This is a genomic window from Terriglobales bacterium, assembly GCA_035937135.1.
Classification (GTDB): Bacteria; Acidobacteriota; Terriglobia; order Terriglobales; family Acidobacteriaceae; genus DASYVL01.
In genome coordinates, this window is record DASYVL010000103.1 from 1 (window position 1) to 25258 (window position 25258).

Annotated in this window: 23 protein-coding genes; 19 read left to right on the forward strand and 4 right to left on the reverse strand. The window is 65.3% G+C overall.

Translation table 11 applies throughout. The features are described from left to right. Positions 1 to 167 precede the first annotated feature (167 nt). The 6 genes from ctaD (at position 168) to VGQ94_06240 (ending at position 5495) form a co-directional block, all read left to right on the forward strand. Entirely contained in the window at positions 168 to 1796 is a 1629-nt protein-coding gene (ctaD, locus tag VGQ94_06215) for a cytochrome c oxidase subunit I (protein ID HEV2022106.1), read from the forward strand. Next, positions 1786 to 2475, forward strand: a complete 690-nt coding sequence (locus VGQ94_06220; GenBank protein HEV2022107.1) for a cytochrome c oxidase subunit 3 family protein — start codon at positions 1786 to 1788, stop codon at positions 2473 to 2475. The genes ctaD and VGQ94_06220 overlap by 11 nt, the downstream gene beginning before the upstream one ends. Before the next feature lie 8 nt (positions 2476 to 2483). Continuing rightward, complete coding sequence (locus VGQ94_06225) at positions 2484 to 2801, forward strand: cytochrome C oxidase subunit IV family protein (protein ID HEV2022108.1); 318 nt, start codon at positions 2484 to 2486, stop codon at positions 2799 to 2801. 102 nt (positions 2802 to 2903) lie between these two features. After that, on the forward strand, positions 2904 to 3479 hold the full coding sequence (locus tag VGQ94_06230) for a hypothetical protein (GenBank protein ID HEV2022109.1): 576 nt from the start codon (positions 2904 to 2906) through the stop codon (positions 3477 to 3479). A gap of 155 nt (positions 3480 to 3634) precedes the next feature. Beyond that, the gene (locus tag VGQ94_06235) at positions 3635 to 4426 is read left to right on the forward strand and encodes an IclR family transcriptional regulator (protein ID HEV2022110.1); all 792 of its coding nucleotides are present in this window, start codon (positions 3635 to 3637) and stop codon (positions 4424 to 4426) included. A gap of 34 nt (positions 4427 to 4460) precedes the next feature. Next, a complete protein-coding gene (locus VGQ94_06240; GenBank protein HEV2022111.1) occupies positions 4461 to 5495 on the forward strand; it encodes a polyprenyl synthetase family protein in 1035 nt (344 codons plus the stop codon). Between the two features lie 226 nt (positions 5496 to 5721). Here the strand turns inward: VGQ94_06240 and VGQ94_06245 are convergent, their stop codons facing one another. Together VGQ94_06245 and VGQ94_06250 are read right to left on the reverse strand one after the other, a co-directional pair. Continuing rightward, positions 5722 to 8274 (reverse strand): protein kinase, encoded by a 2553-nt coding sequence (locus VGQ94_06245; GenBank protein HEV2022112.1) that lies wholly within the window; start codon positions 8272 to 8274, stop codon positions 5722 to 5724. 120 nt (positions 8275 to 8394) lie between these two features. Further along, positions 8395 to 10158, reverse strand: coding sequence for a hypothetical protein (locus VGQ94_06250; protein ID HEV2022113.1), 1764 nt, complete (start codon positions 10156 to 10158; stop codon positions 8395 to 8397). Positions 10159 to 10331: 173 nt separating this feature from the next. On the opposite strand from VGQ94_06250, the gene VGQ94_06255 reads away from it, so the two are divergent. After that, positions 10332 to 10679 carry a 4a-hydroxytetrahydrobiopterin dehydratase gene (locus VGQ94_06255; GenBank protein ID HEV2022114.1) on the forward strand — a complete coding sequence of 116 codons (348 nt, stop codon included), beginning with the start codon at positions 10332 to 10334 and terminating at the stop codon, positions 10677 to 10679. Positions 10680 to 10704: 25 nt separating this feature from the next. Here VGQ94_06255 and amrS read toward each other — a convergent pair whose 3' ends face one another. Continuing rightward, a complete protein-coding gene (amrS, locus tag VGQ94_06260; GenBank protein HEV2022115.1) occupies positions 10705 to 11835 on the reverse strand; it encodes an AmmeMemoRadiSam system radical SAM enzyme in 1131 nt (376 codons plus the stop codon). A 112-nt stretch (positions 11836 to 11947) separates the two neighbouring features. Here amrS and VGQ94_06265 point away from each other — a divergent pair, with 112 nt between their 5' ends. The 7 genes from VGQ94_06265 (at position 11948) to VGQ94_06295 (ending at position 18369) form a co-directional block, all read left to right on the forward strand. Beyond that, complete coding sequence (locus tag VGQ94_06265; protein ID HEV2022116.1) at positions 11948 to 12499, forward strand: hypothetical protein; 552 nt, start codon at positions 11948 to 11950, stop codon at positions 12497 to 12499. A gap of 185 nt (positions 12500 to 12684) precedes the next feature. Further along, complete coding sequence (frdA, locus tag VGQ94_06270; GenBank protein ID HEV2022117.1) at positions 12685 to 14451, forward strand: fumarate reductase (quinol) flavoprotein subunit; 1767 nt, start codon at positions 12685 to 12687, stop codon at positions 14449 to 14451. 3 nt (positions 14452 to 14454) lie between these two features. After that, positions 14455 to 15192: a succinate dehydrogenase/fumarate reductase iron-sulfur subunit gene (locus tag VGQ94_06275; GenBank protein ID HEV2022118.1), complete on the forward strand. Its 738-nt coding sequence runs from the start codon at positions 14455 to 14457 to the stop codon at positions 15190 to 15192. 77 nt (positions 15193 to 15269) lie between these two features. After that, positions 15270 to 15701: a hypothetical protein gene (locus VGQ94_06280; protein ID HEV2022119.1), complete on the forward strand. Its 432-nt coding sequence runs from the start codon at positions 15270 to 15272 to the stop codon at positions 15699 to 15701. Beyond that, the gene (gene frdD / locus VGQ94_06285) at positions 15702 to 16052 is read left to right on the forward strand and encodes a fumarate reductase subunit FrdD (GenBank protein HEV2022120.1); all 351 of its coding nucleotides are present in this window, start codon (positions 15702 to 15704) and stop codon (positions 16050 to 16052) included. 8 nt (positions 16053 to 16060) lie between these two features. Next, entirely contained in the window at positions 16061 to 16585 is a 525-nt protein-coding gene (locus VGQ94_06290) for a hypothetical protein (protein HEV2022121.1), read from the forward strand. Between the two features lie 137 nt (positions 16586 to 16722). Then, positions 16723 to 18369, forward strand: a complete 1647-nt coding sequence (locus tag VGQ94_06295) for a cobalamin-dependent protein (protein ID HEV2022122.1) — start codon at positions 16723 to 16725, stop codon at positions 18367 to 18369. An 18-nt stretch (positions 18370 to 18387) separates the two neighbouring features. On the opposite strand, the gene VGQ94_06300 is transcribed toward VGQ94_06295, so the two are convergent. Continuing rightward, a complete protein-coding gene (locus tag VGQ94_06300) occupies positions 18388 to 20592 on the reverse strand; it encodes a SulP family inorganic anion transporter (protein HEV2022123.1) in 2205 nt (734 codons plus the stop codon). Between the two features lie 148 nt (positions 20593 to 20740). Between VGQ94_06300 and typA the strand changes: the two genes are divergently transcribed. The 5 genes from typA to VGQ94_06325 all read left to right on the forward strand — a co-directional run bounded on the left by typA (position 20741) and on the right by VGQ94_06325 (position 24997). Continuing rightward, the gene (typA, locus tag VGQ94_06305; protein ID HEV2022124.1) at positions 20741 to 22570 is read left to right on the forward strand and encodes a translational GTPase TypA; all 1830 of its coding nucleotides are present in this window, start codon (positions 20741 to 20743) and stop codon (positions 22568 to 22570) included. A 270-nt stretch (positions 22571 to 22840) separates the two neighbouring features. After that, the gene (locus VGQ94_06310) at positions 22841 to 23287 is read left to right on the forward strand and encodes a response regulator (GenBank protein HEV2022125.1); all 447 of its coding nucleotides are present in this window, start codon (positions 22841 to 22843) and stop codon (positions 23285 to 23287) included. A gap of 1 nt (position 23288) precedes the next feature. Beyond that, on the forward strand, positions 23289 to 23591 hold the full coding sequence (locus VGQ94_06315; protein ID HEV2022126.1) for an RNA-binding protein: 303 nt from the start codon (positions 23289 to 23291) through the stop codon (positions 23589 to 23591). A 69-nt stretch (positions 23592 to 23660) separates the two neighbouring features. Then, positions 23661 to 23885, forward strand: a complete 225-nt coding sequence (locus VGQ94_06320; protein HEV2022127.1) for a hypothetical protein — start codon at positions 23661 to 23663, stop codon at positions 23883 to 23885. 344 nt (positions 23886 to 24229) lie between these two features. Then, positions 24230 to 24997, forward strand: coding sequence for a PilZ domain-containing protein (locus VGQ94_06325; protein ID HEV2022128.1), 768 nt, complete (start codon positions 24230 to 24232; stop codon positions 24995 to 24997). Positions 24998 to 25258 lie beyond the last annotated feature (261 nt).

Genomic DNA, 25258 nt, shown 5'->3' on the forward strand with positions numbered 1-25258 from the left:
TTCGGCTACCAGCCCATCATGCCCACCTTCCAGGGACAGATCAGCGAAGAGGGACTGCTGCAACTGCTGGCCTACATCAAGTCACTGGAAGCCAAGCCGCCGGTGGCGGGCGCCGCGCCACCGGCCGCGCCCCCGGTCACCGCCGTACCCGGGACAAGGAAAACAAAATGAGCGCCGCTCCCCAAGCTGCCGGACCGCGCACCCACTACCTCAACGCCGACTACGGCATCCGCTCGTGGCTTTTGACCACCGACCACAAGCGCATCGCGCTGCTCTACCTGGTGACGGTGACGCTGTTCTTCGCCGTGGGCGGATTCCTGGCCATGCTCATCCGCCTGGAGCTGCTCACACCCGCCGGCGATCTGGTCAGCTCTGACGCCTACAACCGCATCTTCACCATGCACGGCATCATCATGGTGTTCTTCTTCCTCATCCCCTCGGTGCCCGCCGTGCTGGGGAACTTCCTGGTGCCCATGATGATCGGCGCCAAGGACATGGCCTTCCCCCGGCTGAACCTGGCCAGTTGGTACCTGCTGCTGATCGGGGGAGCGATCACGCTCTACTCGCTCATCACCGGCGGGATTGACACCGGCTGGACCTTCTACGCGCCGCTCAGCACCACCTTCTCCAACACCCACGTCATTCCTGCGGCGGTGGGCATCCTGATCGCCGGCTTCTCCTCCATCCTCACCGGGCTGAACTTCATCGTCACCATCCACCGCATGCGCGCCCCGGGGATGACCTGGTTCCGCCTGCCGCTGTTCATCTGGGCGCACTACGCCGCCAGCCTCATCATGGTGCTGGGGACTCCGGTGATCGCCATCACCCTGGTGATGGTGGCGCTGGAGCGCGGCCTGCACATCGGCATCTTCGATCCCCGCCTGGGCGGCGATCCCATCCTCTTCCAGCACATGTTCTGGTTCTACTCCCACCCCGCCGTATACATCATGATCCTGCCCTCGATGGGCGTGGTCAGCGAGGTGGTGGCCTGCTTCGCCCGCAAGCGCATCTTCGGATATCCCTTCGTCGCCTTCGCCAGCGTGGCCATCGCCGTCTTCGGATTCCTGGTCTGGGGACACCACATGTTCGTCTCCGGAATGTCGGTGTACGCCGCCATGGTGTTCTCCGTCTTAAGCTTCCTGGTGGCCATCCCCTCCGCGGTCAAGGTCTTCAACTGGACGGCCACGCTCTACAAGGGCTCGATCGCCTACAACACGCCCATGCTCTACGCCTTCGGCTTCATCGGGCTGTTCACCATCGGCGGGCTCACGGGATTGTTCCTGGCCTCGATGGGCGTGGACGTGCACGTCACCGACACCTACTTCATCGTCGCCCACTTCCACTACATCATGGTGGGCGGCGTGGTCATGGGCTACCTCGGCGGCCTCCACTTCTGGTGGCCCAAGATCAGCGGCCGGCTCTATCCCGAAGGCTTCGCCAAGCTCGCCGCGCTCATCATCTTCGTGGGATTCAACCTCACCTTCTTCCCCCAGTTCGTCCTCGGCTATCTGGGGATGCCGCGCCGCTACCACGCTTATCCCGAGGAGTTCCAGGTGCTGAACGTGATGTCGAGCGCCGGGGCCTCCATTCTGGCGGTGGGGTACCTGCTGCCCTTCGTATATCTGTTGTGGTCGCTGCGCTACGGCCCGGTGGCCGGACCCAATCCCTGGGGAGCCAAGGGACTGGAGTGGGAGACGTCTTCGCCTCCGCCCACCTTCAACTTCGACCAGCCGCCCGTGGTGGTCGAGGAGGCGTACGCCTATCACGGCGGCCAGGAGGGCGACATTGTCGCATAACCCCGAAGCCGCCACGCATCCCAGGCTGCAACATCACTTCGACTCCATGGAGCAGCAGCACGACGCCACCACCCTGGGCATGTGGCTCTTCCTGGTGCAGGAGATCATGTTCTTCGGCGGCCTGTTCACCGTGTATCTGGCGTATCGGCTGAAGTACTTCCCCGCCTTCGCCGCCGGTAGCAACACCCTGGACATCCGCTGGGGCGCCATCAACACCGCCATCCTCATCGGCAGCAGCCTCACCATGGCCCTGGCCGTGCACGCCGCGCAGACCGGGCGCCGCAAGCTGTTGGTGCTCTTCTTGGGGTTCACCATGCTGCTGGGCGCGGGCTTCCTGGGCGTGAAGGCGGCCGAGTATCACGAGAAATTCGAGAATCATCACATCCCCGGCCCGGCTTTTCAGCTCGATCCCCACGACAAAGCCTTCCAGGGCGTGGATGCGAACAACGTGCAGCTTTTCTTCTCCCTCTACTTCGCCATGACCGGGATGCACGCCCTGCACATGGTAATAGGGCTGGGCATCCTGGGCGTGCTGCTGGTGAAGTCCTGGAAGGGGCGCTTCTCGCCCGAGTACAACAGTCCGGTGGAGCTCACCGGGCTCTACTGGCACTTCGTGGACATCGTGTGGATCTATCTGTTCCCGCTGCTGTATTTGGTCGACCGCTACCATCACTACTGAGGAGAGCCGTGTCCGGACACATCGTTTCCCGACGAATCTACTACGGCATATTCGCCGCGCTGATGATGCTCACCCTGCTCACCGTCTGGATCGCCTTCCAAGACGTGGATACGCACTTCTGGGGCCTGCACGTCGCTCTCAATCCGGTGATCGCGCTGGCCATCGCCACCACCAAGGCGCTGCTGGTCATCCTCTACTTCATGCACGTGCGCTACAGCAGCAAGCTCACCAAGGTGACTGTGCTGGCGGGATTCTTCTGGCTCGGCATCCTGCTGATCATGACCATGGGCGACTACATCAGCCGCTCCTGGATCAAACTGCCCTGAAGCGCGCCTCCGGATGTGCGCTATACTCGCGTTTTCCCACCCTTGAGGTGACTTATGCCCTTCTGCACAAGTTGTAGAGCCCCGATGGAGGCAACCGCGCAAGTGTGTCCCTCTTGCGGCAAGTCAGCGGGCGGAGGAGCTCCGGCGAAAACAGCGGCCGCGGCCCCGCCAGCGCAAAAGAGCGGCAGCGCGCTCAAGGTCATCCTGCTGGTGCTGGGCGGTTTGTTGCTCCTGTTTGTCGTGGTCATCGCCGTCGTGGTGGGCGGCGCCTACTACGTCGCCAAGCAGACCCACGTGGAGACGACCTCCGGGGGCGCCAAAGTAGAGACGCCCTTCGGCACCGTCGAGACCAACAACGAAGACTCCGCCAAGATCGCCGAGAAGATGGGCGTCGAGGTTTACCCGGGTGCCAAGGCCCTGCCCGGCGGCGCCAGCGTCAAGCTGGGCGGCATGAGCACCGCCAGCGTGCTGTTCGAATCCGATGACCCGCCGGAGAAGGTCGCGGACTTCTACCGCAAGCAGTTCCCCAACGCCAACGTCACCTCGCACAGCGACGACGGCGGCACGCACATCGCCCTCATGATTGGGAAAAACGAGAAGTGGACCACCATCACCATCGAAGGACACGAGGGCGGCAGCAAGATCGTCATCGCCAGCGTGAACGGCGGCGCGAAGTAGCCGCTCTTCCCGGCCGGGCGAGCTCCAGACCCCCCCGGCGCTTGTTCAGTATCATGAACAGCGATTCCGAATTACGCACACCTTAGGGCGGCTCGGTTTGGCTGTCAACGCCGTGTTCAGTAGAATGAACAGAAATTCAAATCTAAGGACTTCCCTTGCCCCGCACCAAGGCCGCCGACGACCGTCCCTCCACCGCCGTGGAGCGGGCTCTCGCCATCCTCGAAACCACCGCCCAGCGCTCGGGCATGACCAACGCCGAGATCAGCCGCAAGCTGCGCATCCCTAAGAGCTCAGCCAGCTATCTGCTGCGCACCCTGGAGCGCGGCGGCTACCTGCGCCGCGAGCGCGAGAGCGGCAAGTACCGCCTGGGCCTCAAGGTCCTGAGCTTGAGCCACCTGGCCCTCGCCGACCTCGACTTCCGCCAGGTCGCGCTGCCCATCCTCCGCCAACTGGTGGAGACCAGCCAGCTCACCGCGCATCTCGCCGTCGTCGACCAGGGCCAAGCCGTCTACATCGAGAAGGTGGACGCCCCCGGCTTCATCAAGATGAACACCTGGGTGGGCCGCCGCATGGACCTGCACTCCACCAGCGTGGGCAAGGCGCTGGCCGCCTACTTGCCCGCCGAGGAACTGGAAGGCATCCTGAAGACCCGCGGCCTCGCCAAGCGCACTCCCCAGACCATCACCGTGGCCTCGCGCCTCGCGCGCGAGCTGGAGAAGGTCCGCCACCAGGGCTACGCCGTGGACGAAGAGGAGAACAGCCTGGGCGTGCGCTGCGTGGCCGCTCCCGTCTTCAACACTCTGGGTGAGGTGGAGGCCAGCGTGGGGCTGACGGGAACCCTCGCGCAGCTGGCGAAAAGCAGCGTCCCCAAGGTGGCGGAGCTGGTGCGCGAGGCCGCACGCAAGATCTCCCAGCAGATGGGCTACAGCGCCGCCAGGCGCTCCTAGTTTCCGCGGTCCCCTCCCGATTTAGTATCCTGCGATGCCCATGCCCGCAGCCCACAACCATCTCTCCGCCTTCGACCGCACCTTCCGTGCGGCGCACCGCCTCTCCCGGCAACTCCTGCGCCGCGAGTTCCGCCGGCAGGATCCCGGCATCGCGGAGCTGATGCGCTTCATCCTGCGCAAGCAGGTCGCCTCGGAATATCCCTTCGTCTTCACCTACAGCTTCTGCCGCAAGGAAGCCGACGCGCGCCGGGTGCGCCGGCTGGCGGCTGCGGTGCATCTGCTGCAGTCCTCGGGCTTTGTGACCGACGACATCTTCGACGACGCGCACACGCGCTACCGCCAGCCCGCCGTGCACGTCCGCTATGGCGTCAGCGACGCCATCCTGGCCACGGTGCTCATGCAGTCGGTCGCCGGGAAGGTGCTGGGCCAGGAGCTGGAGCGTGGCGCATTCCGCAACAAGCTGGAAGTCGCGGAGATCTTCAACCAGATCACGCTCGACCTCTACCGCGGCCAGTATCTGGACGTCCACAACAGCGGCAATCTGAAGATGCCGCGGCGGGAGTACGACCGCACTATCGCTCTGGGAGTGGGCAATTACTTCGCCAACGCGGCCAGGTGCGGCGCGCTGCTGGCGGGAAAAGGACCGCGGGAGGTGGCGCGCCTCGGACGCTACGGCTATCACTACGGCATGGCGCTGTTCATCACCGACGACATCGTGGACGTCCAGCCCTCCGCCCAGACCGGCAAAGACTTTGCCACGGACTTGCGGAACCGGCGGATGCGCCTGCCGATAATCCTGGCGCTCGAGCTGGCGGACGCGCGCGATGCGGCCTTCCTGCGCGGTCTTTACCGGAAGACGCGGCCGGAGGGGCGCGATGTGCGCCGCGCGGCGGGGATCCTGCGCCGCTGCGGAGCTCTGGCCGCCTGCCGGCGGGAGGCCGAGCGACACATTTTCCAGGCGCTCGAAGCGTTGCGCGGCCTGCGCCGCCTGCGCCTCACTGTGCCGGTGGCCCGACTGCGTTGGCTGGCGGAGACCTTGCTGGAGACTCAGGACCTGGAAGGCGAGTGACGCCGGCTGCCGAACCTCGAGGGCCGGCGCCCTCGCCCGCGAGGACTACTTCTTTTTCTTCTTCGCGCCCTTCTTCTTGGGCTTGGGGGGCTTCTTGCGCTTTCTCTTCTTGCCGATGGCCATTCTTCCTCCTTGCAGCTAGTGTGACGCCGCTATTCTTCTCCAGGAACCGCGGTTGCGCAACCCCTAACTGCGATTCTCTTGCGGGAAGCGCCGAGGAGCGCGCCTACCTGGTCAGCCCGACGCGCTTCATCAAGTCGGCCACAACCGGGTAGCCGCGCATGGGATCGAACGCCGGGCTGGTGCCCAGGTAGAACAGGTTGTAGTCCCGCCGCTCGAACGCTTGCTGCAAACACTCGATCGCCGGCTCGGTCTCTCCCAGCCGCGCGTGCAGCATGGCCAGCTCGTACGGAGAAGGCTCGGCGGCGCCGGTGGCCAGCTCCAGGCGCTTGCGCCAGTAGGCGGCCGCTCCTCCCTGGCGGAAGGCGTTGCGCAGCGCGGCTGACCGCGCTTCCGCCGACTCCGCGGGCTCGCCTCCCAGCACCGCCGCCAGGCCGTGCTCTTCGATGGCCGCCTCGAACCGGCCTTGCTCCACGTGGACGTCTCCCAGCAGGCGATGAGCCAGCCCGAAGTTCTTGTCGATCTCCAGGGTTTTCCGCAGTTGGGCTGCGGCCTCCTCATATCGCCGCGCCTGCCCCAGCACCATTCCCACCGAGGCATTGATGCCCAGCGAAAGCGGATCGAGCTCCAGGGCGCGGCGCTCCTCCTCGATGGCCTGCCCCTCCCGGCCCGCGCACATCAGGTGCTCGGCGTACCACTGGCGCGCGGTAGCGTAGTTCGGCTTTAGGCGCACGGCCTGAGCGAACTCCTCCAGCGCGCCCTCCAGGTCCCAACCGTCTCCCGCCTTGACGGCCGCCATTGCCGCATGCGCCTCGGCCAGGTTGGGGTCGAGCTCCAGCGCCTTCAGGACCGCCTGCTTGGCCTCGGCATAGGCCTCGCTCGTGGGTGTGCTGGTGTAGTACCCGAGGATGAGGTAGGCCTCGGCCACGCCCACGTAGGCCAGGGCGTAGTCCGCATCCAGCCGAATGGCCGCCCGAAAGTGCTCGATGGCTTTGCGGATGTCGCTGCCGGTGCGCTTGTTCCAGAAGTAGCGGCCCTTCAGGTATTCCTGGTAGGCTTCGGCGTTGACCGGATACGACCGGTCGCGCGTCGCGCGCCGTCCCCACTGGGAGCGCATGTTGCGCGCGATCTCGTCGGCCAGCTCGCGCGGCACGTGCATCAGGTGGGAGAGCTTGCGCTCGTACTGCTCGCCCCAGATGTGCTGGTTGTCCTGCGCGCTCTCCAGCTCCACGCTGATGGAGAGCAGGTTGCCGCGCTGCAGGATGCGTCCGGTCAGCACCTTGCGCACGCCCAGCTCGCGCCCCACCTTGCGCGCGTCCACGCTCCGGCCCTTGTAGCGGAACACCGAGCTGCGCGAGATCACCTTCAGCTTGGGAAAATGAGAGAGGCTGTTGATGATGCTCTCCGTCAGCCCGTCGCCCAGGTACTCATGGTAGGGATCGGCGAGCAGCCCGGCGTCGTGCGTGACGTATTCGAAGGGCAGGACGGCGATGGAATCTCCCTGGCGCAGCGTGCGCCACAAAGTAATCACTAGGGCGCTCGCCAGGAACAGCGCCATCCCCGCCGCAGCCGAGAGCCGGTGGGCGACCACCGCCAGCGCCGCCACGGCCCCGAGCGGCAGCATCCACCAGTACTCGCCCGCCCAACGCGAAAGGACGTCCGTCCATCCCGAGGTCGGCGGCGCGGGCGCGATCACGCTGGAGGCCCGCCCGGGCGCGACAGCGCTCGAAGGCGGCGCAGGCAGAGGCGTGAATCCGCTCGAGCCCTGCTTCCCTTGCAAACCACCCCGCAAACCGCCCTGCAAGCCGCCCTGCAAACCACTCTGGATCTGCTTCAGCTCGCGCAGGAAGTCGGCCGCGCTCTGCGGCCGGGCTCCTGCGTCTTTGGACAAGGCGCGGCGCACCAGCGCGTCCAATCCCTCGGGCAACTGCCCGGGCGCGGCCATGGGCGGCGGCTCGTGCAGCAGGATGGAGGAGATCACGTCGCTCGAGGTCGTCCCCCGGAAGGCCAGCCTGCCGGTGAGCATCTGGTAGAGCACCACGCCCAGGCTCCAGATGTCGGAGCGGGCGTCAGCAGCCTGCGCGCGCACCTGCTCCGGCGACATGTAGTCCACCGTCCCGATCAGCATCCCCGGCGTGGTGAGGATGGATTGCGTGTCGCGCGGGGCGCCCTGCGCGTCCGGCTCCAGGCTGCGCGCTAGGCCAAAGTCCAGCAGCTTCACGCCGGATTCCGTCAGCATGATGTTCTGCGGCTTCAGGTCGCGATGGACGATGCTCAGGCGGTGCGCCTTGTCCAGCGCCTCGGCGACTTCGGCGGCGATCTCAAGCGAGCGCTCCAGGCCCATGGGTCCGCGGATCAGGCGCTGCGCCAGGGTCTCGCCTTCCAGGTATTCCATCACCAGGAAGTCCACGCCGCCCTCCGAGCCCACGTCCAGCAGGGTGCAGATGTTGGGATGGGAGAGCTTGGAGATGGCGCGCGCCTCGCGCTCGAAGCGCTTGCGCAACAGCGGGTCGCCGGTGTGCTGGGTGCGCAGGACTTTCAGGGCGACGGTGCGGTCCAGGCGGGTGTCGAGCGCGCGGTACACCTCGCCCATCCCGCCTATGCCGGCGGGCGAGACGATCTCGTAGTGGCCCAGCCGCGTTCCCGCCGCTATCGTCATCGGGCGAAGATTATAGTGCCGCGGGCGCGGGGACGCGATTCCCTCGGCGAATCAGGACCTGTGGCGAAGGGATCAACCAGCCGAGGTTCCTCCGCGCCTCCGCGTCTCCGCGGTGAGGTCTTACCGCCGCTTCTTTTCCTTCTTGGCCTCGTCCTGGAGCTTGCGGATGACTTCGAGGTTGGCGTTGGTGGCGCTGGAGAGGAAGTCGCCATAGTTGCGCTCCTCGCCGCCGGTCGAGTAGCCCCAGCGGTCGGTGCCGCGGCGGATGACGGCCTCGTTGCCGTCGTAGGCGTTCTCCTGCGGCGTGACCAAGCCCCAGTTGACGTGCTCGTCCACCTTGTCCATGTACTCCCACCAGTCCAGGCCCACCATGGGATAGGGGCCGTCGGGCACGTGGTAGGAGAACAGGGTCTCGACCAACTGCTGGTAGCGGACGCCGCGCTCGCCCTGGGTCTTGACCTCGCCCTGGTCGCTGGGTGTATCCACGGCGGAATCGGCGCGGGCGGCGATGCCCACCCAACTGATGAGCGGCTTCTTCGCCTCCTGATAGGTGACGCCGATAAGCGCGGGAGTGTCCGGGTCCTGATGCACCTGGATGAGGTCGCAGTAGCGGCCGGCGGCGCGCAGGATCTGGCGGCGGCTGAGCCCGCGATGCGCGTTCAGCATGGAAGGGCTGAGCACCAGATGGTTGGGCGTGGCGGTGCGGATGGCGGCGGCCACCACGGCGAAGTAGCGGTCGGCGAAGCGCTCGAGGAAGGCGTCCATATCGGCGGCCACGGGCGGGGCGGTGTCCGAAAGCCGCTCGGAGTCACGGCCGATCCAGGGGTGGCGGCCGTTCTCGTCCAGCAGGCCGTGGCCCTCGGGCCAGCCGCCATCGGACTCCCATGTGCTGTAGTGCGAGCCCCAGGCCGCGTTCAGGTTCTCCAGGCTGCCGTACTTGCCGCGCAGGAAATCGCGCCAGGCGAACTTGGAGTACACGGCCTGGTTGGCGTACTCGACCTCGCGCTTCAGGCCGAAGGGCTTCCCGATCTCGTAGTTGTGCTGCTGGGTGGGACGGGTGACGGCGACGATCCATCCGATGTGGGGATCGAGGACGCGGTCGCGTCCCGGGGATCCCGGGCCGGGGCCGAAGCCGAAGAGGTGGTCGGAGTCGTCCATGGCGGTGCCGATGAGCCAGGGAGTCTCGGCCAGAGTGGGATGCTGGATGCTGCGCGGCGCGCCCTTCTGCGGGCCCTCGAGTTCTTCTCCCGCGGGGCAGCCGTTGTCCTCCACGCGCGGATCGGCGGCCAGGGCGAGGGCGTAGGCTTCGAAGTTCGGGTCGAAGACGTCCGGCAGGTGGCCCACGGGCCCCTTATAGATGTTGGGATCCACGCCGCCGATGACCAGCGTCTTCACCGGCCCCGGCGCCAGCTTCCACAGGTTCACCGCGCTGTACCAGGAAGGATGCAGGATGCGCACGAAGGGCATCTTCTCCTTGTTGCCGCGCGGGTTGCAGCGCGTGGGCACGGGCAGCGTATGGGTGGCGGAGTACTCGCCCAGAGTGTTGAATCCCCAGGCGCGCAGCCGGCGCACGGCGCGGGTGGAAAACTTTTCCCAATCGCCGCCGTAGCGGGAGGCGAAGGAGGCAGCGGCGGTCTTGCCGCCGTCGCGGTAGTCCACTACATAGACGCCCGCCATCCAGAAGGGATTGCCGTCGGGGGTCACCAGCATCCAGCGGTTGCCTACCTTCAGGGTGCGGAAGTATCCCGAGCCCTCGGCTACGCGCTCTTTCACGCCGCCGTAGCGGTCGCGCTTGGGCGGGTTGGCGGAAACGGCGCTCCCGGCCAGCAGGGCGAGGCTCGAAACTAGTCCGGCCAGGCGCGCGAGTTTTCTGCCAAGAGTCATTAGGTACTGAAGGGGCGATGCGAGGGTCCCGCTTGACTGTCCCGCTTAACCGTACCAAACTTTGGCTTCTTGCGGGGAAGCCAGCATGGACGGAACGGAGTTTGTAGCACAACTCAAGCGGGAAAACGAGCGCCTTCTGTAAACTTCCGCGGGTGCTGGTATGCTTGAGAGCCATGACCGACCTCGCACGCAAGACCTGTGTTCCCTGCCGCGGCGGCATCCCGGCGCTGAAAGGCAAGCTGCTTCGCGACCTGAGCAAGATGCTGCCGGAATGGAAGGTGGTGAAGCAGCACCACCTCACCCGCAGCTACGACTTCCCCGACTTCCGCACGGCGCTCGCCTACGTGGACCGTCTGGGCGCCATCGCCGAAGAGCAGGGACACCACCCGGACATCTTCCTGGCCTGGGGAAAAGTGGGCGTCACCGTGTGGACGCACAAGGTCGACGGGCTCACCGAGAGCGACTTCATCCTCGCCGCCAAGGCCGAGCGACTGTACAAGAAGCACAAGCCGGGACGCTGAGCACCGGTCTCCTCCGCGAGCAACTTCAAGACGACAGGATGGAAATCAGCGACCGGCTGCGCGGCAAAAACGGGCGGTCGGTGATCTGTCCCTGGAACTGGCGCGCCCAGCGTCCGGGGATCTTGGTTCCGCACTTGGGGCAGGCGCCCTCCGCGGTCAGGTGGTAGCCGCTGATGAAGTATCCGTAGCGCTCGATGAGCAGCGTGTGGCAGTTGTGGCAGCGCGTGTTCTCCAGGTCGCCGACCCGGCCCGGCAGGTTCCCGGCATACACATAGCGCAGCCCGGCCTTGCGCCCGATCTCGGCGGCGCGGAGAAGAGTCTCCACGCTGGTGTTCTGCGGGTCGGTCATCTTGTAGTCCTTGTGGAAGGCGGTCACGTGCCAGGGGATGTCCGGCGAGACGCCGGCCAGGAATTCCGCCAGGCGGGTGAGCTCGTCGTCGGAGTCGTTGAAGCCGGGGATGACGAGGGTGACGACCTCCACCCAGAAATCCATCTCATGCAGGCGGCGGATGGTGTCGAGAATCGGCTGCAGCCGCCCGCCCAGTTCGTGGTAGTGGCGTTCGTCGAAGCTCTTCAGGTCCACCTTGTAGAGATCGATCCAGGGGCGCAGGAACTCCAGCACCTGCGGCGTGCCGTTGCCGTTCGAGACGAATCCAGTCACGAGGCCCGCGGCGCGCGCTTCCTTGAAGATGGCTACCGCCCATTCGCTGGTGATGAGCGGCTCATTGTAGGTGCTGACCACCAGCCGCGCCTTCTGGCGCAGCGCGTCTTTCACCAAGTCTTGGGGCGTGACGGCGAGCGGCAGCGAGACGGCTTCGGGATCGCGCAGCGCCTGCGAGGTCACCCAGTTCTGGCAGTAGGAGCAGTGCAGGTCGCAGCCCAGCATGCCGAAGCTGTAGGCCAGCGCCCCAGGATAGGCGTGGAAGAAGGGCTTCTTTTCCACCGGATCGCACTGCACGCCGCCCACGTATCCCCAGGGGACGTAGAGCGTCCCGCCGCGGTTGTAGCGCACCTTGCAGACCCCGGCCTGGCCTTCGGGGATGGGACAGCAGTGTCCGCAGGAGTAGCAGCGCAGGCGGTTGCGGTCGAGCTTTTCGTAGAGGCGCGGCTCGGCCTGGCGCACGTGCTGGTGGACGATCTCTCGCAGGGTGGGCATGGCGGCTCCCAAGGGAACTCGCTTTCAGATAATCTTACTCCGCCGCGGCCACTGCGGAATCTCTCCGCGGCCTCTGCGGTTGCCGCCCGCCCTCCTCGCATAAGATGTCGCTGTGACCGACCACCACTATCGCTGGCTGGGCTGGGGGATCCTCGTCACGCTGGCGCTCTACGCCGCGTCGCGGGGGCCGCTCGTGCCGGAGATGCTGTGGTCGTGCCACGCGGCCACGGCGCTGGTCGGCCTCGGCTTGATTTTGGGCTCGCGGCGGCTGGTGGCTGCCGGATTCCTCTTCCACGCGGCGCTGGGATTTCCGGGATTCCTGCTGCTGGTGGCGGCCAAGCAGTGGTTCTCGGCGGCTTCGGCGTGGGTGCACGTGCTGCCGTTGGTCGCGGGCGGGGCGTATCTGCGCGGGCGCGAGCTTCCGCAGGTGACCGTGCTGGACTCCTGGCTGATCCTGCCGGTGATGTTGCCCATCAGCTACTGGCTGACGCCAGCGGCGCTGAACGTCAATCTCTCGCACGGACCCTGGGAGCCGGCGGCGGCGTACTTTCCCGGCCCCTGGGTCTTCTATATCGGACTCGGGGCGGTGAACCTGGCCGCGCTCGTCCTGATGAGGGCGATTCTCAACCGGCTGTTGAGACGGATGGAATCAAAGCCTTCGTGAATCCTTCGTATTCCTTTGTGGTCGGCTTTTCTCGGAAGCTCAACACAAAGGACACCAAGGTTGCACAAAGGGAGGAGGGCGAGCGGCACAGTTGCCCGCGGGAACGCCGGCGCTACTTGGAGAAACCGTTTGCCTCTCCGCAGCCCTTGGTACAAAATGGCCCGCACTTTGGGGCGGGGAGGCCTTTGGACACCTCTTTCCACGATGTTCTGCTGGTAGGCGGCGGGGGCGCGGGACTGCGCGCGGCCATCGCCGTTGCTGAAGTCAACCCCAAGCTGAGCGTGGCGGTGGTGTCGAAGGTCTATCCCATGCGCAGCCACACGGTCTCGGCGGAGGGTGGCGCGGCGGGCGTGATCAAGCCTGACGACAGCCTGGACGAGCACGCCTACGACACCATTTCCGGGGGCGACTGGCTCAGCGATCAAGATGCGGTGGAGGCCTTCGTCCGGGAAGCGCCGCAGGAATTACTGCAGCTGGAGCACTGGGGCTGCCCCTGGAGCCGCGAGCCCGACGGCTACATCGCGGTGCGCGCCTTCGGCGGCATGAAGAAGATGCGCACCTGGTTCGCCGCCGACAAGACGGGCTTCCACATGCTGCACGCGCTCTTCCAGACCACGCTCAAGTACGACCCCATCCTCCGCTACGACGAGTGGTTCGTCACCAAACTTCTGGTGGACGACGGCCGCGTGCAGGGCGTGGTGGCGATAGAGCTTTCGACCGGACGCATCCAGGCCATCCTGGCCAAGGCCGTGATCCTGTGCACCGGCGGATGCGGACGCGTCTTCCCTTTCACCACCAACGCCAACATCAAGAACGGCGACGGCATGGCGCTGGCCTACCGCGCGGGCGCGCCGCTGAAAGACATGGAGTTCATGCAGTACCACCCCACCGGCCTACCCTTCACCGGCATCCTTATTACTGAGGCTTCGCGCTCCGAGGGCGGCTACATGGTGAACAAGGACGGCTACCGCTACCTGCAGGACTACAACCTGGGGACGCCGCAGGCCAAGCCGGTGCTGCGCTCGATGGAGCTGGGCCCGCGCGACCGGCTGTCGCAGGCCTTCGTCCATGAGATGGAGAAGGGACGAACGCTCAAAGGCCCGTACGGCGACTACGTGCACCTCGACCTGCGCCACCTGGGCGAAAAGCTCATCAACAGCCGCTTGCCATTTGTCCGCGAGCTGTGCCTGAAGTACGAGAACATCGATCCGGTGAAAGAGATGATCCCGGTGCGCCCGGTCGTCCACTACATGATGGGCGGAGTCTCGACCGACATTCACGGGGCCACGCCGCTGGCGGGACTGTATGCGGCGGGCGAGGTGGCCTGCGTCTCGATCAACGGAGCGAATCGTCTGGGCTCGAATTCCCTGCCGGAACTGCTGGTGTTCGGCGCGCGCGCCGGGCGGGCGGCCGCGGCCTTCGCCTCCAGCCAGGCGGAGCCGAATGGCGCGGTGCTGACGCAGGCGCGGGACGAAAAACGCCGGCTGGAAGAGGACTTTCTGGGCAAGAGCAGCGGCAAAGAGCGCCTCTCCACCGTCCGCGAGGAGATGCAGAAGGCGATCGAAGCGGGTGCGGGCATCTATCGCACCGAATCGTCGCTGGTGGAAGCGGCGACGAAGCTGCGCGCGCTGCAGGAGCGCTCCGTCAACCTGGCGCTCGACGACCACAGCCGCACCTTCAACACCGATCTGACGTCGGCTCTGGAGCTGGGATTCATGCTGGACGTGGCCGAATCCATCGTGCAGTGCGCGTTGCAGCGTACCGAATCTCGCGGCGCCCACCAGCGGACGGATTTCCCGCAGCGCGACGACCAGAAGTTTTTGGCCCACTCCCTGGTTTCGCGAAATCCGGATGGCTCGGCGCGAGTAGAGTATCTTCCAGTGAAGATCACGCGCTGGCCGCCGGGAGAGCGCGTGTACGGCCAGCCGGCCGGGGAGTCCAAGAAGGGATAAAGCATGGCGGAGACCATCACCCTCGAAGTCACCAGGTACTCGCCGGAGCGGGACCAGAAGCCCGCGCTCGAGCGCTTCGAGGTCCCGCTGCGGCCGGAGTGGGTGATCCTGGACGCGCTCAACTACATCAAGGACAAAGTGGACGGCTCGCTCACCTTCCGCTGGTCGTGCCGCATGGGCGTATGCGGCAGTTGCGGGATGATGGTGAATGGCGAACCCAAGCTCACCTGCGCCACCTTCCTGCACAAGTATGAAGGCAAGGCGGTGCGGGTGGAGCCGCTGCGCTACTTCCCGGTGGTGCGCGACCTGGTGACCGAGATCTCCGACTTCATGAGCAAGCTGAAGCGGGCCAAGCCCTGGCTGATCCGTCGGACGGAGAAGCCGCTGGCCGAGGGCGAGTACCTGCAGACGCCGGAGCAGCTCGACACCTACAAGCAATTCAGCATGTGCATCAACTGCACGCTGTGCTACGCCGCCTGCCCGGTGTATGGGCTGGATTCGGAGTTCATCGGCCCGGCGGCGCTGGCGCTGGCCCAGCGCTACAACCTGGATTCGCGCGACCAGGGCGCGGAGGAGCGCATGCTAACGCTCGCCCATCCCGACGGCATATGGGGATGCACCTTCGTGGGCGAGTGCACCAGCGTCTGTCCCAAGCATGTGGACCCGGCGGGCGCCATTCAGCAGTACAAGCTGAAGGCGGCGGTGCACTGGGTGAAGTCGCTGCTGAAACCAGGAACCTAATGCAAAATGCAAAATTAAAAATGCAAGAGTAAAGAGACAGGGGCCAACAAGGCAAGACCAAAGACCGACGACAGAACATGAATCCGGATCCATCCAATCCGCTGCCGCACTACACCGAATACCATCCGCGGTGGTATCGCAAACGGGTCTCGACCTACTGGTGGCTGGGGAGTTGGCCATACGTGCGGTTCATCCTGCGGGAGCTGAGCAGCCTGGCGGTGGCGTTCTTCGTCGCCCTGACGCTGGCGCAGGTCTACGCGCTGGGCCAGGGTGCGCAAGTGTACGCAGAGCTGCAGGAGTGGCTGCGGCAGCCTGCGGTGATCGCGCTCAACTCGGCAGCATTCCTATTTGTGGTCTTCCACACCTACACCTGGTTCAACGCCGCGCCCAAGGCCATGGCGGTGCGGATGGGAGGAAAGCGCGTGCCGGAGTGGGCGGTGGCCGCGCCCAACTACGCCGCCTGGATCGCCGCCTCGGCCGTAGTGGCCTGGTTCCTGCTGAGGAGATAGATGCCCAAGACCTCCAATGACGCTTTCTTCTGGGGCCTGTTCAGTGCCGGCGGCACGGTGGCGGCGATCCTGATCCCCGTGCATCTGTTCCTGTTCGCGCTGGCCTTCCCTCTGGGATGGCTGCAGGAGCCCACCTACGGCACCCTGATGGACGTGGTGCGGCTCCCTCTGGTGCGGCTGTACTTGTTCGTGCTGTGCTCCTTGCCGCTCTTCCACTGGGCGCACCGCTTCCGTTTCACGCTGTATGACGGATTGCAGATCAAACACTTGAACGAAGTCATCTTCGCCGGCTGCTATGGAAGCGCGATTTTGGGGACGGCGGCCGCAGGATATCTTCTTTGGACGATTTAGGAGGCCCAATGGAATTCAAGCTTAGGACCATCTCCAAATCCGCCATTCCCGAAGCCCTCTCCAAGGTGCAGCTCTACCGCAACCTCAACGAGCCGGAGGAGTCGGAATCCATCTGCCACGACATCCTGGCGGTGGACCCGGAGAACCAGACGGCGCTGCGCCTGCTGGGGCTTTCCATCACCGACCAGTTCACCGGGCACGCCTCCGACCGCGACGTCGAAGTGGAGGGCATCTTCCAGAAGCTCACCGATCCCTTCGAGCGCGCCTACTGCGCCGGGCTGCTCTACGAGCGCCGGGCCAAGGCGCAGTTGCGCACCGGACGTCCGCCGCAATCGCTAGTGCCGTGGTTTGAGAAGGCCATGAAGTGCTTTGAGGATGCGGAGAAGATCGCGCCCGCGGGCAACGACGACGCCATCCTGCGCTGGAACCGCTGCGTCCGCATCCTACAGGGCCTTCCCGTGGAGGAGGAAGAACCCGCCTTCGAGGCGCACGACGCCTCGCCCGTCCCCGACCGCCCCAACCGCTTGAAGTAGGCCGGACGGGGGCGGCCTACCGGCCTTTTGTCCCTTGGCCTCGCGGGCGTGTCCCTAAATCCAAACGTCACCAAGCTATGTGACATACAGCGGTCTTCGGCTTTTATCTCCCGGCTGGCGGCTACAATCCAAGGAGCATGGAAACTCATCCCAAGGGAACGCGGGCGCGGGTATTGTTGACCTCGGTCTTCGGACCGTACGCCCGCGACGACCGCTTCGGCAGCCGCTCCCTCAACCCCATGGAGCTCTTCCATAACCAGGTGACGCGGGCGCAGGGCGAATTCTCGCTGCGCATGTTCCACCGCTCCTGGGGCATCATGCTGATCCAGCAAAACATCTCCGCTCCCTGCACCCTGCTGGACTTTCCCACCCGAAAGCGCTTCCAGCGCGAGTTGACCCGCGAGCATTACGACGTGGTGGGCATTTCCTCGATCATCACCAACCTGGGGAAGGTGCGCAAGATGTGCCGCATGGTGCGGCAGTGGTCGCCGGATTCGGTGATCGTGGTGGGCGGACACGTGGCCGCCATCCCTGGGATCGAGCATCTGCTGGATGCGGACCACATCGTCCGCGGCGAGGGCATCCGCTGGATGCGGCTCTACCTGGGCGAGGATCCCCAGGCGCCCATCCGCCATCCCGCAATCGTCTCCGCCTTCGGCGTGCGGGCCATGGGGTTGCGCTTGCCGCAACCAAGAGGCGGCACCGCGGCCACTCTGGTGCCCTCGGTCGGCTGCCCCATGGGGTGCAACTTTTGCACCACCTCTTCGTTCTTCGGAGGGAAGGGCAAGTTCATCAACTTCTACGAGACCGGAGACGAGCTGTTCGCGGTGATGTGCGAGCTGGAGGCCCGCCTGAAGGTCCGCTCCTTTTTCGTGATGGATGAAAACTTCCTGCTGCAGCGCAAGCGGGCCCTGCGCTTGCTGGAACTCATGAAGCAAGCCGGCAAAAGCTGGGCCCTGTATGTGTTCTCGTCCGCCCATGCCGTCCGCAGCTACAGCATGCAGGAGCTGGTGGAGCTGGGCGTCGCCTGGCTGTGGCTGGGCCTGGAGTCCCCGCACGCCAGCTATGCCAAGTTGAAGGACGTCGATACCCGGACCCTGGTGCGGGAACTCCAGCAGCACGGGATCCGGGTGCTGGGCTCCACCATCGTGGGCCTGGAGCACCACACGCCGGAGAACATCCCGCAGGAGATCGAGTATGCGGTGTCGCACGCCTCCGATTTCCACCAGTTCATGCTCTACACCCCGGTTCCCGGCACACCCCTGCATCAGGAAATGAAGGAACAAGGGCGCCTGCTCGATGAGGTGGATTTGGCGGACATCCACGGCCAGTACAAGTTCAACTTTCGCCATGCTGCCATCTCGCGCGACCAGTCCAAGAAGTTTCTCGACTGGGCCTTCCTGCAGGACTTCGAGCGCAACGGCCCCAGCCTCTACCGCATGTGCCAGACCCTGCTGCAAGGCTGGAAGCGCTACAAGGATTCTCCTGACCTGCGCGTGCGGCGGCGTTTTGAATGGGAGGTCCGGCAGCTCAAGGGCAGCTATAGCGCGGCGTTGTGGGCCATGGAGCGGCGGCTGAAGCACACCAACCAGACGGTCAGCGCGCAGGTCCGCCGCCTGCGCTTGCAGGTGGAGCAGGAGTTTGGCTGGACCACGCGCTGGGCCGCCCGTGTCCTGGGCCCCGTGCTGCTCTGGACCTCGCGGCGCGAGGCGCGGCGGCTCGCCGCCGGCCGCACCTACGAGCCTCCGCTGATCGTGGAGCGGCGCAACTGGGCTTCCGGGTAGGTCACTTCCCGCCCAGGCTCAGCTGTCTTCCAGGGTGCGCAGCTCGGTGTTGGTATGGCGCAAGCGAATGGCCAGCGCTTTGGCGAGGCCTTCCAGCAGTTGCATGCCCAGGCGCTTGTGGTGGTCGGCGAGGCCGTCGAAGCGCGCGCGAGAGAGCACGAACAGGTCGGTATCGGTGCCGGCGACGGCGTCGGCGGAGCGCGGCACGCGGTCGAGGAAGGTCATCTCGCCGAAGAAGTTGCCGCGGCCGAAGGTGGCCAGGTGGTGGCTGTGCTTGCCCACGATGGGCAGCATGATGCGCACCGCGCCGCGGCGGATGAGGAACATCTCGTCGCCCGTCTCGCCAAGGTGGAAAACAAACTCGCCTTCCTTCACCGAGCGACGCGCCACGCAGGCCTCGAGTTCCGTCAGCGTATCTTCCTTGCGCCCCTTGAACACTTCGATCTCGTGGAGCTCGAGCGGCTTCTCCGCCGCCCGCTCCACGCGGTCTTCCTGCAGCAGCTGGTCTTCCACCCACTCCAGGGCCGCGTCCAGCTCGCGGAAGCCGCGGACGTGGCGCTCGGAGCGCACCAGCCCCAGGGTGAGGAAGTAGCGCTTCATGTCCTGGCCGCTGGGGGCGGCGCGCGGAAGCTGGCTGAAGATGAGGAAGGCGTCGCGCTCGGCCAGCATGCCCTGCACCTGCTCCAGCATGTGGGCGGCGGTGAAGTCCACCGACTGCACCCGGCGCATGTCCAGCACAACGAATTTGCGGGTCTTCAGGTCGGGCTCGAGCGCGGTGTAGAGCTGGTCGGTGGTGCCGAAGAACAGGCTGCCCTGCAGCTCAAAGATGACGGCTTGCTCGCCGCGCTTGGTCAGGATCTCCATCTCCTCGGGCAGGCGGACCTGCTTGGAGAACATCTGGTTGCCGTACGTCTTGCGGCGGACCACCGCTCCGCCCACCTGCTCGCGAATGAAGAGCATGATGGCCAGGGCGATGCCCACCGCCGAGGCCGCGATCAGGCTGACCGTTTCCGCCACCGCCACCACCACCACGATGACCACGAAGTCGAGGATGGTGGAGCGCGACTTGAGAAGGCTCAGGCTGTGGCGGTCGAACATGCGGAAGCCCACCACGATCAGGATCCCGGCCAGCCCGGCGATGGGCACCCAGGCGATGAACTTTGACAGAATCAGGAAGGCGACCAGCGCCAGCGCGCCCTCGATCAGCCCGGAGACGCGCGTCTGCCCGCCGCTGGAGATGTTGACCAGAGTGGCGCCCATCTGTCCGGCGCCGGGCATGCCGCCCACGGCGGTGGAGGCCAGGTTGCCCAGGCCCTGCCCGATGAGTTCGCGGTTGGAGTTGTGGCGGCTGCGAGTCAAAGCGTCCAGCACCACGCAGGTCTTGAGCGTGTCGATGGAAAGCAGCACGGCCAGAGTCAGCGCCGGCGTAATCAGCGCCCACAGCAGCCCGGGGTCCAGCGAGCCGACGGCCTTCCAGCGTCCCACCATGGCCTGGAAGAAGCCGCCACTGCCCGAGCCGCCCAGTTGGCCGATGACCAGCTTGTTTCCCGTCAGCTCCAGCAGCGCGGGATAGTGGAGAGAAAGCGCGAAGTAGGCGAGCACGCCCGAAGCCAGTCCCAGGATGGCGGCCGGTACCGCCTTGGTCACTTTCGATGCGAACAGCATTACCAGCACCGTGACTCCGCCCACCACGATTCCCTGCCATTGCCACAACCACGGCGAGCGCAGCGATTCCCAAAAGTGCGTGTTCTTAGGGACGCCCAGGAACTTGGGTACCTGGCTGATGATGATGATCAGGCCTACGCCGCTCAGGTAGCCGCTCACCACGGGAAAGGGCATGTACTTGATGAGCCGGCCCAGGCCCACCAATCCGAAGGTGATCTGCAGCAGGCCGCACATCAGGCTGACCAGGGCGATCATGAGCAACGCCGACTCCGGCGTCACGCCCTTCTGCATCAACCCGATGGCGAAGGCGGAGAGCACCGCCGCCGCCGGAGCGCAGGGCGCGGTGATCAGCCGGTTGGTGCCGCCGAAGGCCGGAGCCACCAGGCCGAGAGCGAAGGTCCCCAGAATGCCGGCCAGAGCGCCCACGGCGACATAGGCGGCGCCCAGCGGCGAGAAGATGGTCACGCCGAAGGCGATGGCCGAAGGCAGGGCCACCAGCATGGCCGCCAGGCCGCCCCAGAATTCGTTTGCCAGGCTTTTGGGCTTCTCTATCTTCAAAGCGGCCAGATGATACCACCGGCGGGGGGGGGCTCTTGGGACCACCCTGATTCTCAACCGCCCGGCCCCCGTCCCGCGCCATCTCCTGTTAATCTGCTAGTAGGGCGCTTTGAGGCGCTGCGGCAGAGACACCGCCAAAGGACGTCATTTGAGCAACATCCGGAACATCGCAATCATCGCCCACGTGGACCACGGCAAGACCACGCTGGTGGACGCCATGCTGCGCCAGAGCGGCGTCTTCCGCGCCAACCAGGAGCTGGTGGACCGGGTGATGGATTCGAACGAGTTGGAGCGGGAGCGCGGCATCACCATCCTGGCCAAGAACACGGCCGTCTTCTATCACGAGACCAAGATCAACATCGTGGACACGCCCGGGCACAGCGACTTCGGGGGCGAGGTGGAGCGCGCGCTGAACATGGTGGATGGCGTCATGTTGCTGGTGGACGCCAGCGAAGGGCCGCTGCCGCAGACGCGCTACGTACTGAGCAAGGCGCTCGAATCCAAGCTGCCGCCCATCGTGGTGATCAACAAGATCGACCGCCCCGATGCGCGTCCCCAGGAAGTGCTGAACGAGATCTACGACCTGTTCATCGACCTGGACGCCGCCGAGGACCAGCTGGATTTCCCCGTGCTCTACACCAACGCACGGCTGGGGACGGCGTCGGCGGAAGCGGCGGGGACGGGCCGCGACCTGCGCCCGCTCTTCGACGCCATCGTCAGCACCATGCCCGCGCCCTCCGGCGACCCCGCCGCCCCGTTGCAGATCCTGGTGGCCAACCTCGATTACAGCGACTACCTGGGGCGGCTGGCGCTGGCCCGCGTCTTCAACGGGACGCTGCGCACTGGCGACGAAGTGGGCATCGCCAAGCTGGACGGTTCGCTGGAGAAAGTCCGTATCACCAAGCTCTTTTCCTTCAGCGGGCTGAAGCGGGTGGACATCGAGCAGACCGAACTGGGCGACATTGTGGCCATCGCCGGCGTCACCGGCATCACCATCGGCGAGACCATCACCAGCGCGGAAGCGCCCGCGCCCCTGCCCCGCACCGTGATCGACGAGCCCACCATCGCCATGCAGTTCACGGTGAACACCTCACCCTTCGCCGGGCGCGACGGGCAATACGTCACCTCGCGCCACCTGCGCGAGCGGTTGGAGAAGGAGCTGCTCACCAACGTCTCCATCAAGGTGGAAGAGACCGGCGGGCCGGACACGTACACGGTGATGGGCCGCGGCGAGCTGCAACTCTCCATCCTGCTGGAGATGATGCGGCGCGAAGGCTACGAGCTGATGGTGGGCAAGCCCGAGATTGTCACCAAGACGGTCAACGGCAAGGTGATGGAGCCGGTGGAGCGGCTCACCGTGGACGTCCCGGAAGAGTTCATCGGGGTGGTCATGGAGAAGCTGGGGATGCGCAAAGCCGAGATGCAGAAGATGCACAACCACGGCTATGGGCGGGTGCGTCTGGAATTCCGCGTGCCCAGCCGCGGCCTGATCGGACTGCGCAGCGAGGTGCTTACCGATACCCGCGGCACCATCGTGATGAACTCCCTGTTCGACGGCTACACCGAGTGGCAGGGCGAGATCCCGCATCGCCTGACGGGCGCGCTGGTCTCCGACCGCCCCGGCTCGACCACCGCCTACGCGCTTTGGGCTCTGCAGGAGCGCGGCGAGCTCTTCACGGGGCCGGGCACGGAGGTCTACGAGGGCATGATCATCGGCGAGAACGCCCGCGACAACGACCTGGACGTGAATTGCGTCCGCGAGAAAAAGCTCACCAACATGCGCGCCTCCAGTGCCGACGACGCCATCCGCCTGGTTCCCTTCCGGGCGCTCAACCTGGAACAGGCCATCGAGTTCATCGCCGAGGACGAGTACGTGGAGGTCACGCCCCGCTCGCTGCGCCTGCGCAAGCGGGTCCTGCAGTCCAACCGCCGCCCGCGGAAGAATGCGGTCCCGGTGGCCACGCCCGCCGGCGAGTAGAGGCGGGAATCCCACTTTCGAGAAGAAGCCAGCAGCGGCCGCGGTTTTCGCGTATACTGAAAGGGTCTAGTTTCGCATCCTTCCGCCACGTATCATGCCGGGTTCTTGCGCAATCAGACCTACGCCGCTCGGGGGCAGGCCGCAACAACCCAATCTTTATCCTTCGAGCAAGTTGCCATTCCGGGTCCAGGACCTTGACGCCGCAGCAGCGGCTGGAACTGTCCTTTTCGGATGCAGTCCGGCGAGAACAGTTCAGTCCAAGGAGGCTCTGTGATTCGAGAATCGCAAAACGATAGCGCGGGGGTAAAAATCCTTCTCGTGGACGACAACCAGCAGTTGCGCGACACGCGCGCTGTCATGCTCAGCACGCATGGCTACGAGGTTGAATCCGTCCGCGACACCACGGAAGCCTGCCTGCGCTGGCACGCCAACCGTCCAGACTTGGTGCTGCTGGCTTTGAGCGAAACCGCCGACCGGGCCTTCAAGGCTTGCCCGGGCATTCGCGACTCCATGCCGGCGCAGCGCGTCGGTTACTTGCTGGCCCAGTCGCAATACCTCTGCCCGGTCTTCCTGGATGGCGGCGTGATCCTGGCGGGAGAGGGTCCGGAGGATTTCCTGGGCAGAGTGCAGGCGATGCTCAGCAGGGTTTTGGATGCACCCGTGGGAGCCCCGCAAGGGGCCGGCGGCGCAGGAGAACGGCAGACAACAGGAGAGTGATATGAAGAAGATCTATGTTGGGAATCTGGCATTCAGCGCCACCGAGGCCGAGCTTCGCGGGATGTTCGAAGCGCACGGGCCGGTGGAAAGTGTAAGCATCATCACCGAGCCGGATACGGGCCGTTCGCGCGGCTTCGCGTTCGTGGAGATGCCCAACGACGCCGACGCCGAAAAAGCAATCACCGCGCTGAGCGGCGCCGATGTGGGCGGCCGTCCCTTGACAGTGAACGAAGCCCGTCCGCGGAAAGAAGGCGGCGGTGGCGGACGCGGCGGCCCCAAGTTCGGGGGACGCGATCGTCGCTAGTAGCCTTCACGTTAAACTGTTGTAGTGAGGCAAGTCGCGCCCGTTCCCGGCGCCGCACTGGAGGGATTTATGTCGAGTCGTCCAAGCTTCGCCAAGCGCCAGAAAGAGCAGGCCCGCAAGGAGAAGCGGCGGGCCAAGCTGGAGCGCCAGCAGCAGCGAAAGAAGGACAAGCAACTCTTCGCCGAAACCGGGGAGGCCCCTCCTTCCGATCTGGCGTACGATCTGGCCTACGATCCGGCGTCCGATTCCGATCTGCCTTCTGATCTGCCTTCCGAGAAACCGGCCGGCTCTTAGGGGACGAGCTTGCTGTTTGCTGTATTCGCGGCGACGCAGCTTCACGCGCCGGATCCGGGCGGATCGCCGGATCTTCCTTTTCCCAAAGCGGGCCGAAGATGCCGCCGTCAGTCCCGCCGGCGAGTGTCCTGCGTAGCTGGCAGCCAGCTGCCGATTGTTGTCTTCGGCGGTTTCAAGTAACGTAATTGGGCGCTGTCGCAATCCAGACTCGATTTTGGCTTATGCCCAAGACTCCGGAACCCTCAAAGACCTCACGCGCTGGGAAACGCCGTAACAGCGACCGGGTCTCCCTTTCTTTTCCCATTGTCGTCTCCGGAAGGGACATCGCCGGGGGACGCCACTTTGTGGAGAACGCGCGCACGCTCCTGGTCAGCCGCAGCGGGGCCACCATTGCTCTTACGCGGGTGCTGGGCCCGGAACAGACCGTCTTCATCAAGTGCGCCGCCACCCAGCAGGAAGCGGAAGCCCGAGTCGTGGGACAGCTCGGAATCCAGCTCGACAGTCATATCTACGGTGTGGCGCTGCTCGACCCCACGGTGGAAATGTGGGGAGTCCGCTTTCCCAAACCGTCGGAGGCGGACCAGGCGCTGGGCAGAGTGTGCCTGCAGTGCATCAGTTGCGCAACGCGCGAGGTGGTTTGCCTTTCTGAGACGGAGATGGACGTCTTCGACGCGAATCACAACCTCGGCCGAAGCTGCGACCAATGCCGCACCTGGACGCTGTGGAAGGAAGTGCCGCAGGACTTCGAAGAGCCGCTTCAAGAACTCGAGGACGAAAACCAGCCGCCTTCGCCAGAGGCGGAGGCGGCGCCGGCTCCGCCCCCGGCTCCCGTCCCCCGGAAAAACCAGCGGCGCTTCGCCCGTACGGACATGCGCAAGACCGCATGCGTGCGCCAGCCGGGCAGCGACCCGGACGTCGTCCAAGTGCTGGACATGTCGCGCGGAGGCATCCGCTTTGAGAGCAAGCGGATCTATCGCAGATTTTGTTGGGTGGAGATCGCCGTGCCCTATATCGGCGGGGGCGCCGCCGAGGTCTTCGTCCCCGGCCGCATCGCCAGAGTCCTGGAAGGAAAAGAAGGCAAGCATCAATACGGCATCGAGTACGTCCGCTGACCGCTGCCCGATTACTCGCGATCGACATCTACGTGCAACGTATGGAAAAGCGACCAGCCAGGATTCGACCGAACTCGATACTCCATACGCGAGCGGCCGTCGCAGTATAGCGCGACGGCAGAGCAGATCCAATTTGTTGAAAACATCGAGAGCATTTTGAAACAGGAGTCAGGAGTTAGGAGTCAGCAAAAGGCGGACGCCAGGGTCCGCCTTTTCTTGTTGTGCTATCGTCAGCGCAATTCCACCTGGTCAAAGCCGAGG

Excerpts from the sequence above, each read along its gene's own strand:
- frdD (HEV2022120.1), top strand. The coding sequence starts at position 15,702 with ATGCCCAAGACCTCCAATGACGCTTTCTTCTGGGGCCTGTTCAGTGCC.
- VGQ94_06250 (HEV2022113.1), bottom strand. The coding sequence starts at position 10,158 with ATGACTCTTGGCAGAAAACTCGCGCGCCTGGCCGGACTAGTTTCGAGC.
- ctaD (HEV2022106.1), top strand. The coding sequence starts at position 168 with ATGAGCGCCGCTCCCCAAGCTGCCGGACCGCGCACCCACTACCTCAAC.
- VGQ94_06320 (HEV2022127.1), top strand. The coding sequence starts at position 23,661 with ATGTCGAGTCGTCCAAGCTTCGCCAAGCGCCAGAAAGAGCAGGCCCGC.
- VGQ94_06315 (HEV2022126.1), top strand. The coding sequence starts at position 23,289 with ATGAAGAAGATCTATGTTGGGAATCTGGCATTCAGCGCCACCGAGGCC.
- VGQ94_06295 (HEV2022122.1), top strand. The coding sequence starts at position 16,723 with ATGGAAACTCATCCCAAGGGAACGCGGGCGCGGGTATTGTTGACCTCG.
- VGQ94_06275 (HEV2022118.1), top strand. The coding sequence starts at position 14,455 with ATGGCGGAGACCATCACCCTCGAAGTCACCAGGTACTCGCCGGAGCGG.
- amrS (HEV2022115.1), bottom strand. The coding sequence starts at position 11,835 with ATGCCCACCCTGCGAGAGATCGTCCACCAGCACGTGCGCCAGGCCGAG.
- VGQ94_06280 (HEV2022119.1), top strand. The coding sequence starts at position 15,270 with ATGAATCCGGATCCATCCAATCCGCTGCCGCACTACACCGAATACCAT.
- VGQ94_06290 (HEV2022121.1), top strand. The coding sequence starts at position 16,061 with ATGGAATTCAAGCTTAGGACCATCTCCAAATCCGCCATTCCCGAAGCC.
- VGQ94_06245 (HEV2022112.1), bottom strand. The coding sequence starts at position 8,274 with ATGACGATAGCGGCGGGAACGCGGCTGGGCCACTACGAGATCGTCTCG.
- VGQ94_06240 (HEV2022111.1), top strand. The coding sequence starts at position 4,461 with ATGCCCATGCCCGCAGCCCACAACCATCTCTCCGCCTTCGACCGCACC.
- VGQ94_06255 (HEV2022114.1), top strand. The coding sequence starts at position 10,332 with ATGACCGACCTCGCACGCAAGACCTGTGTTCCCTGCCGCGGCGGCATC.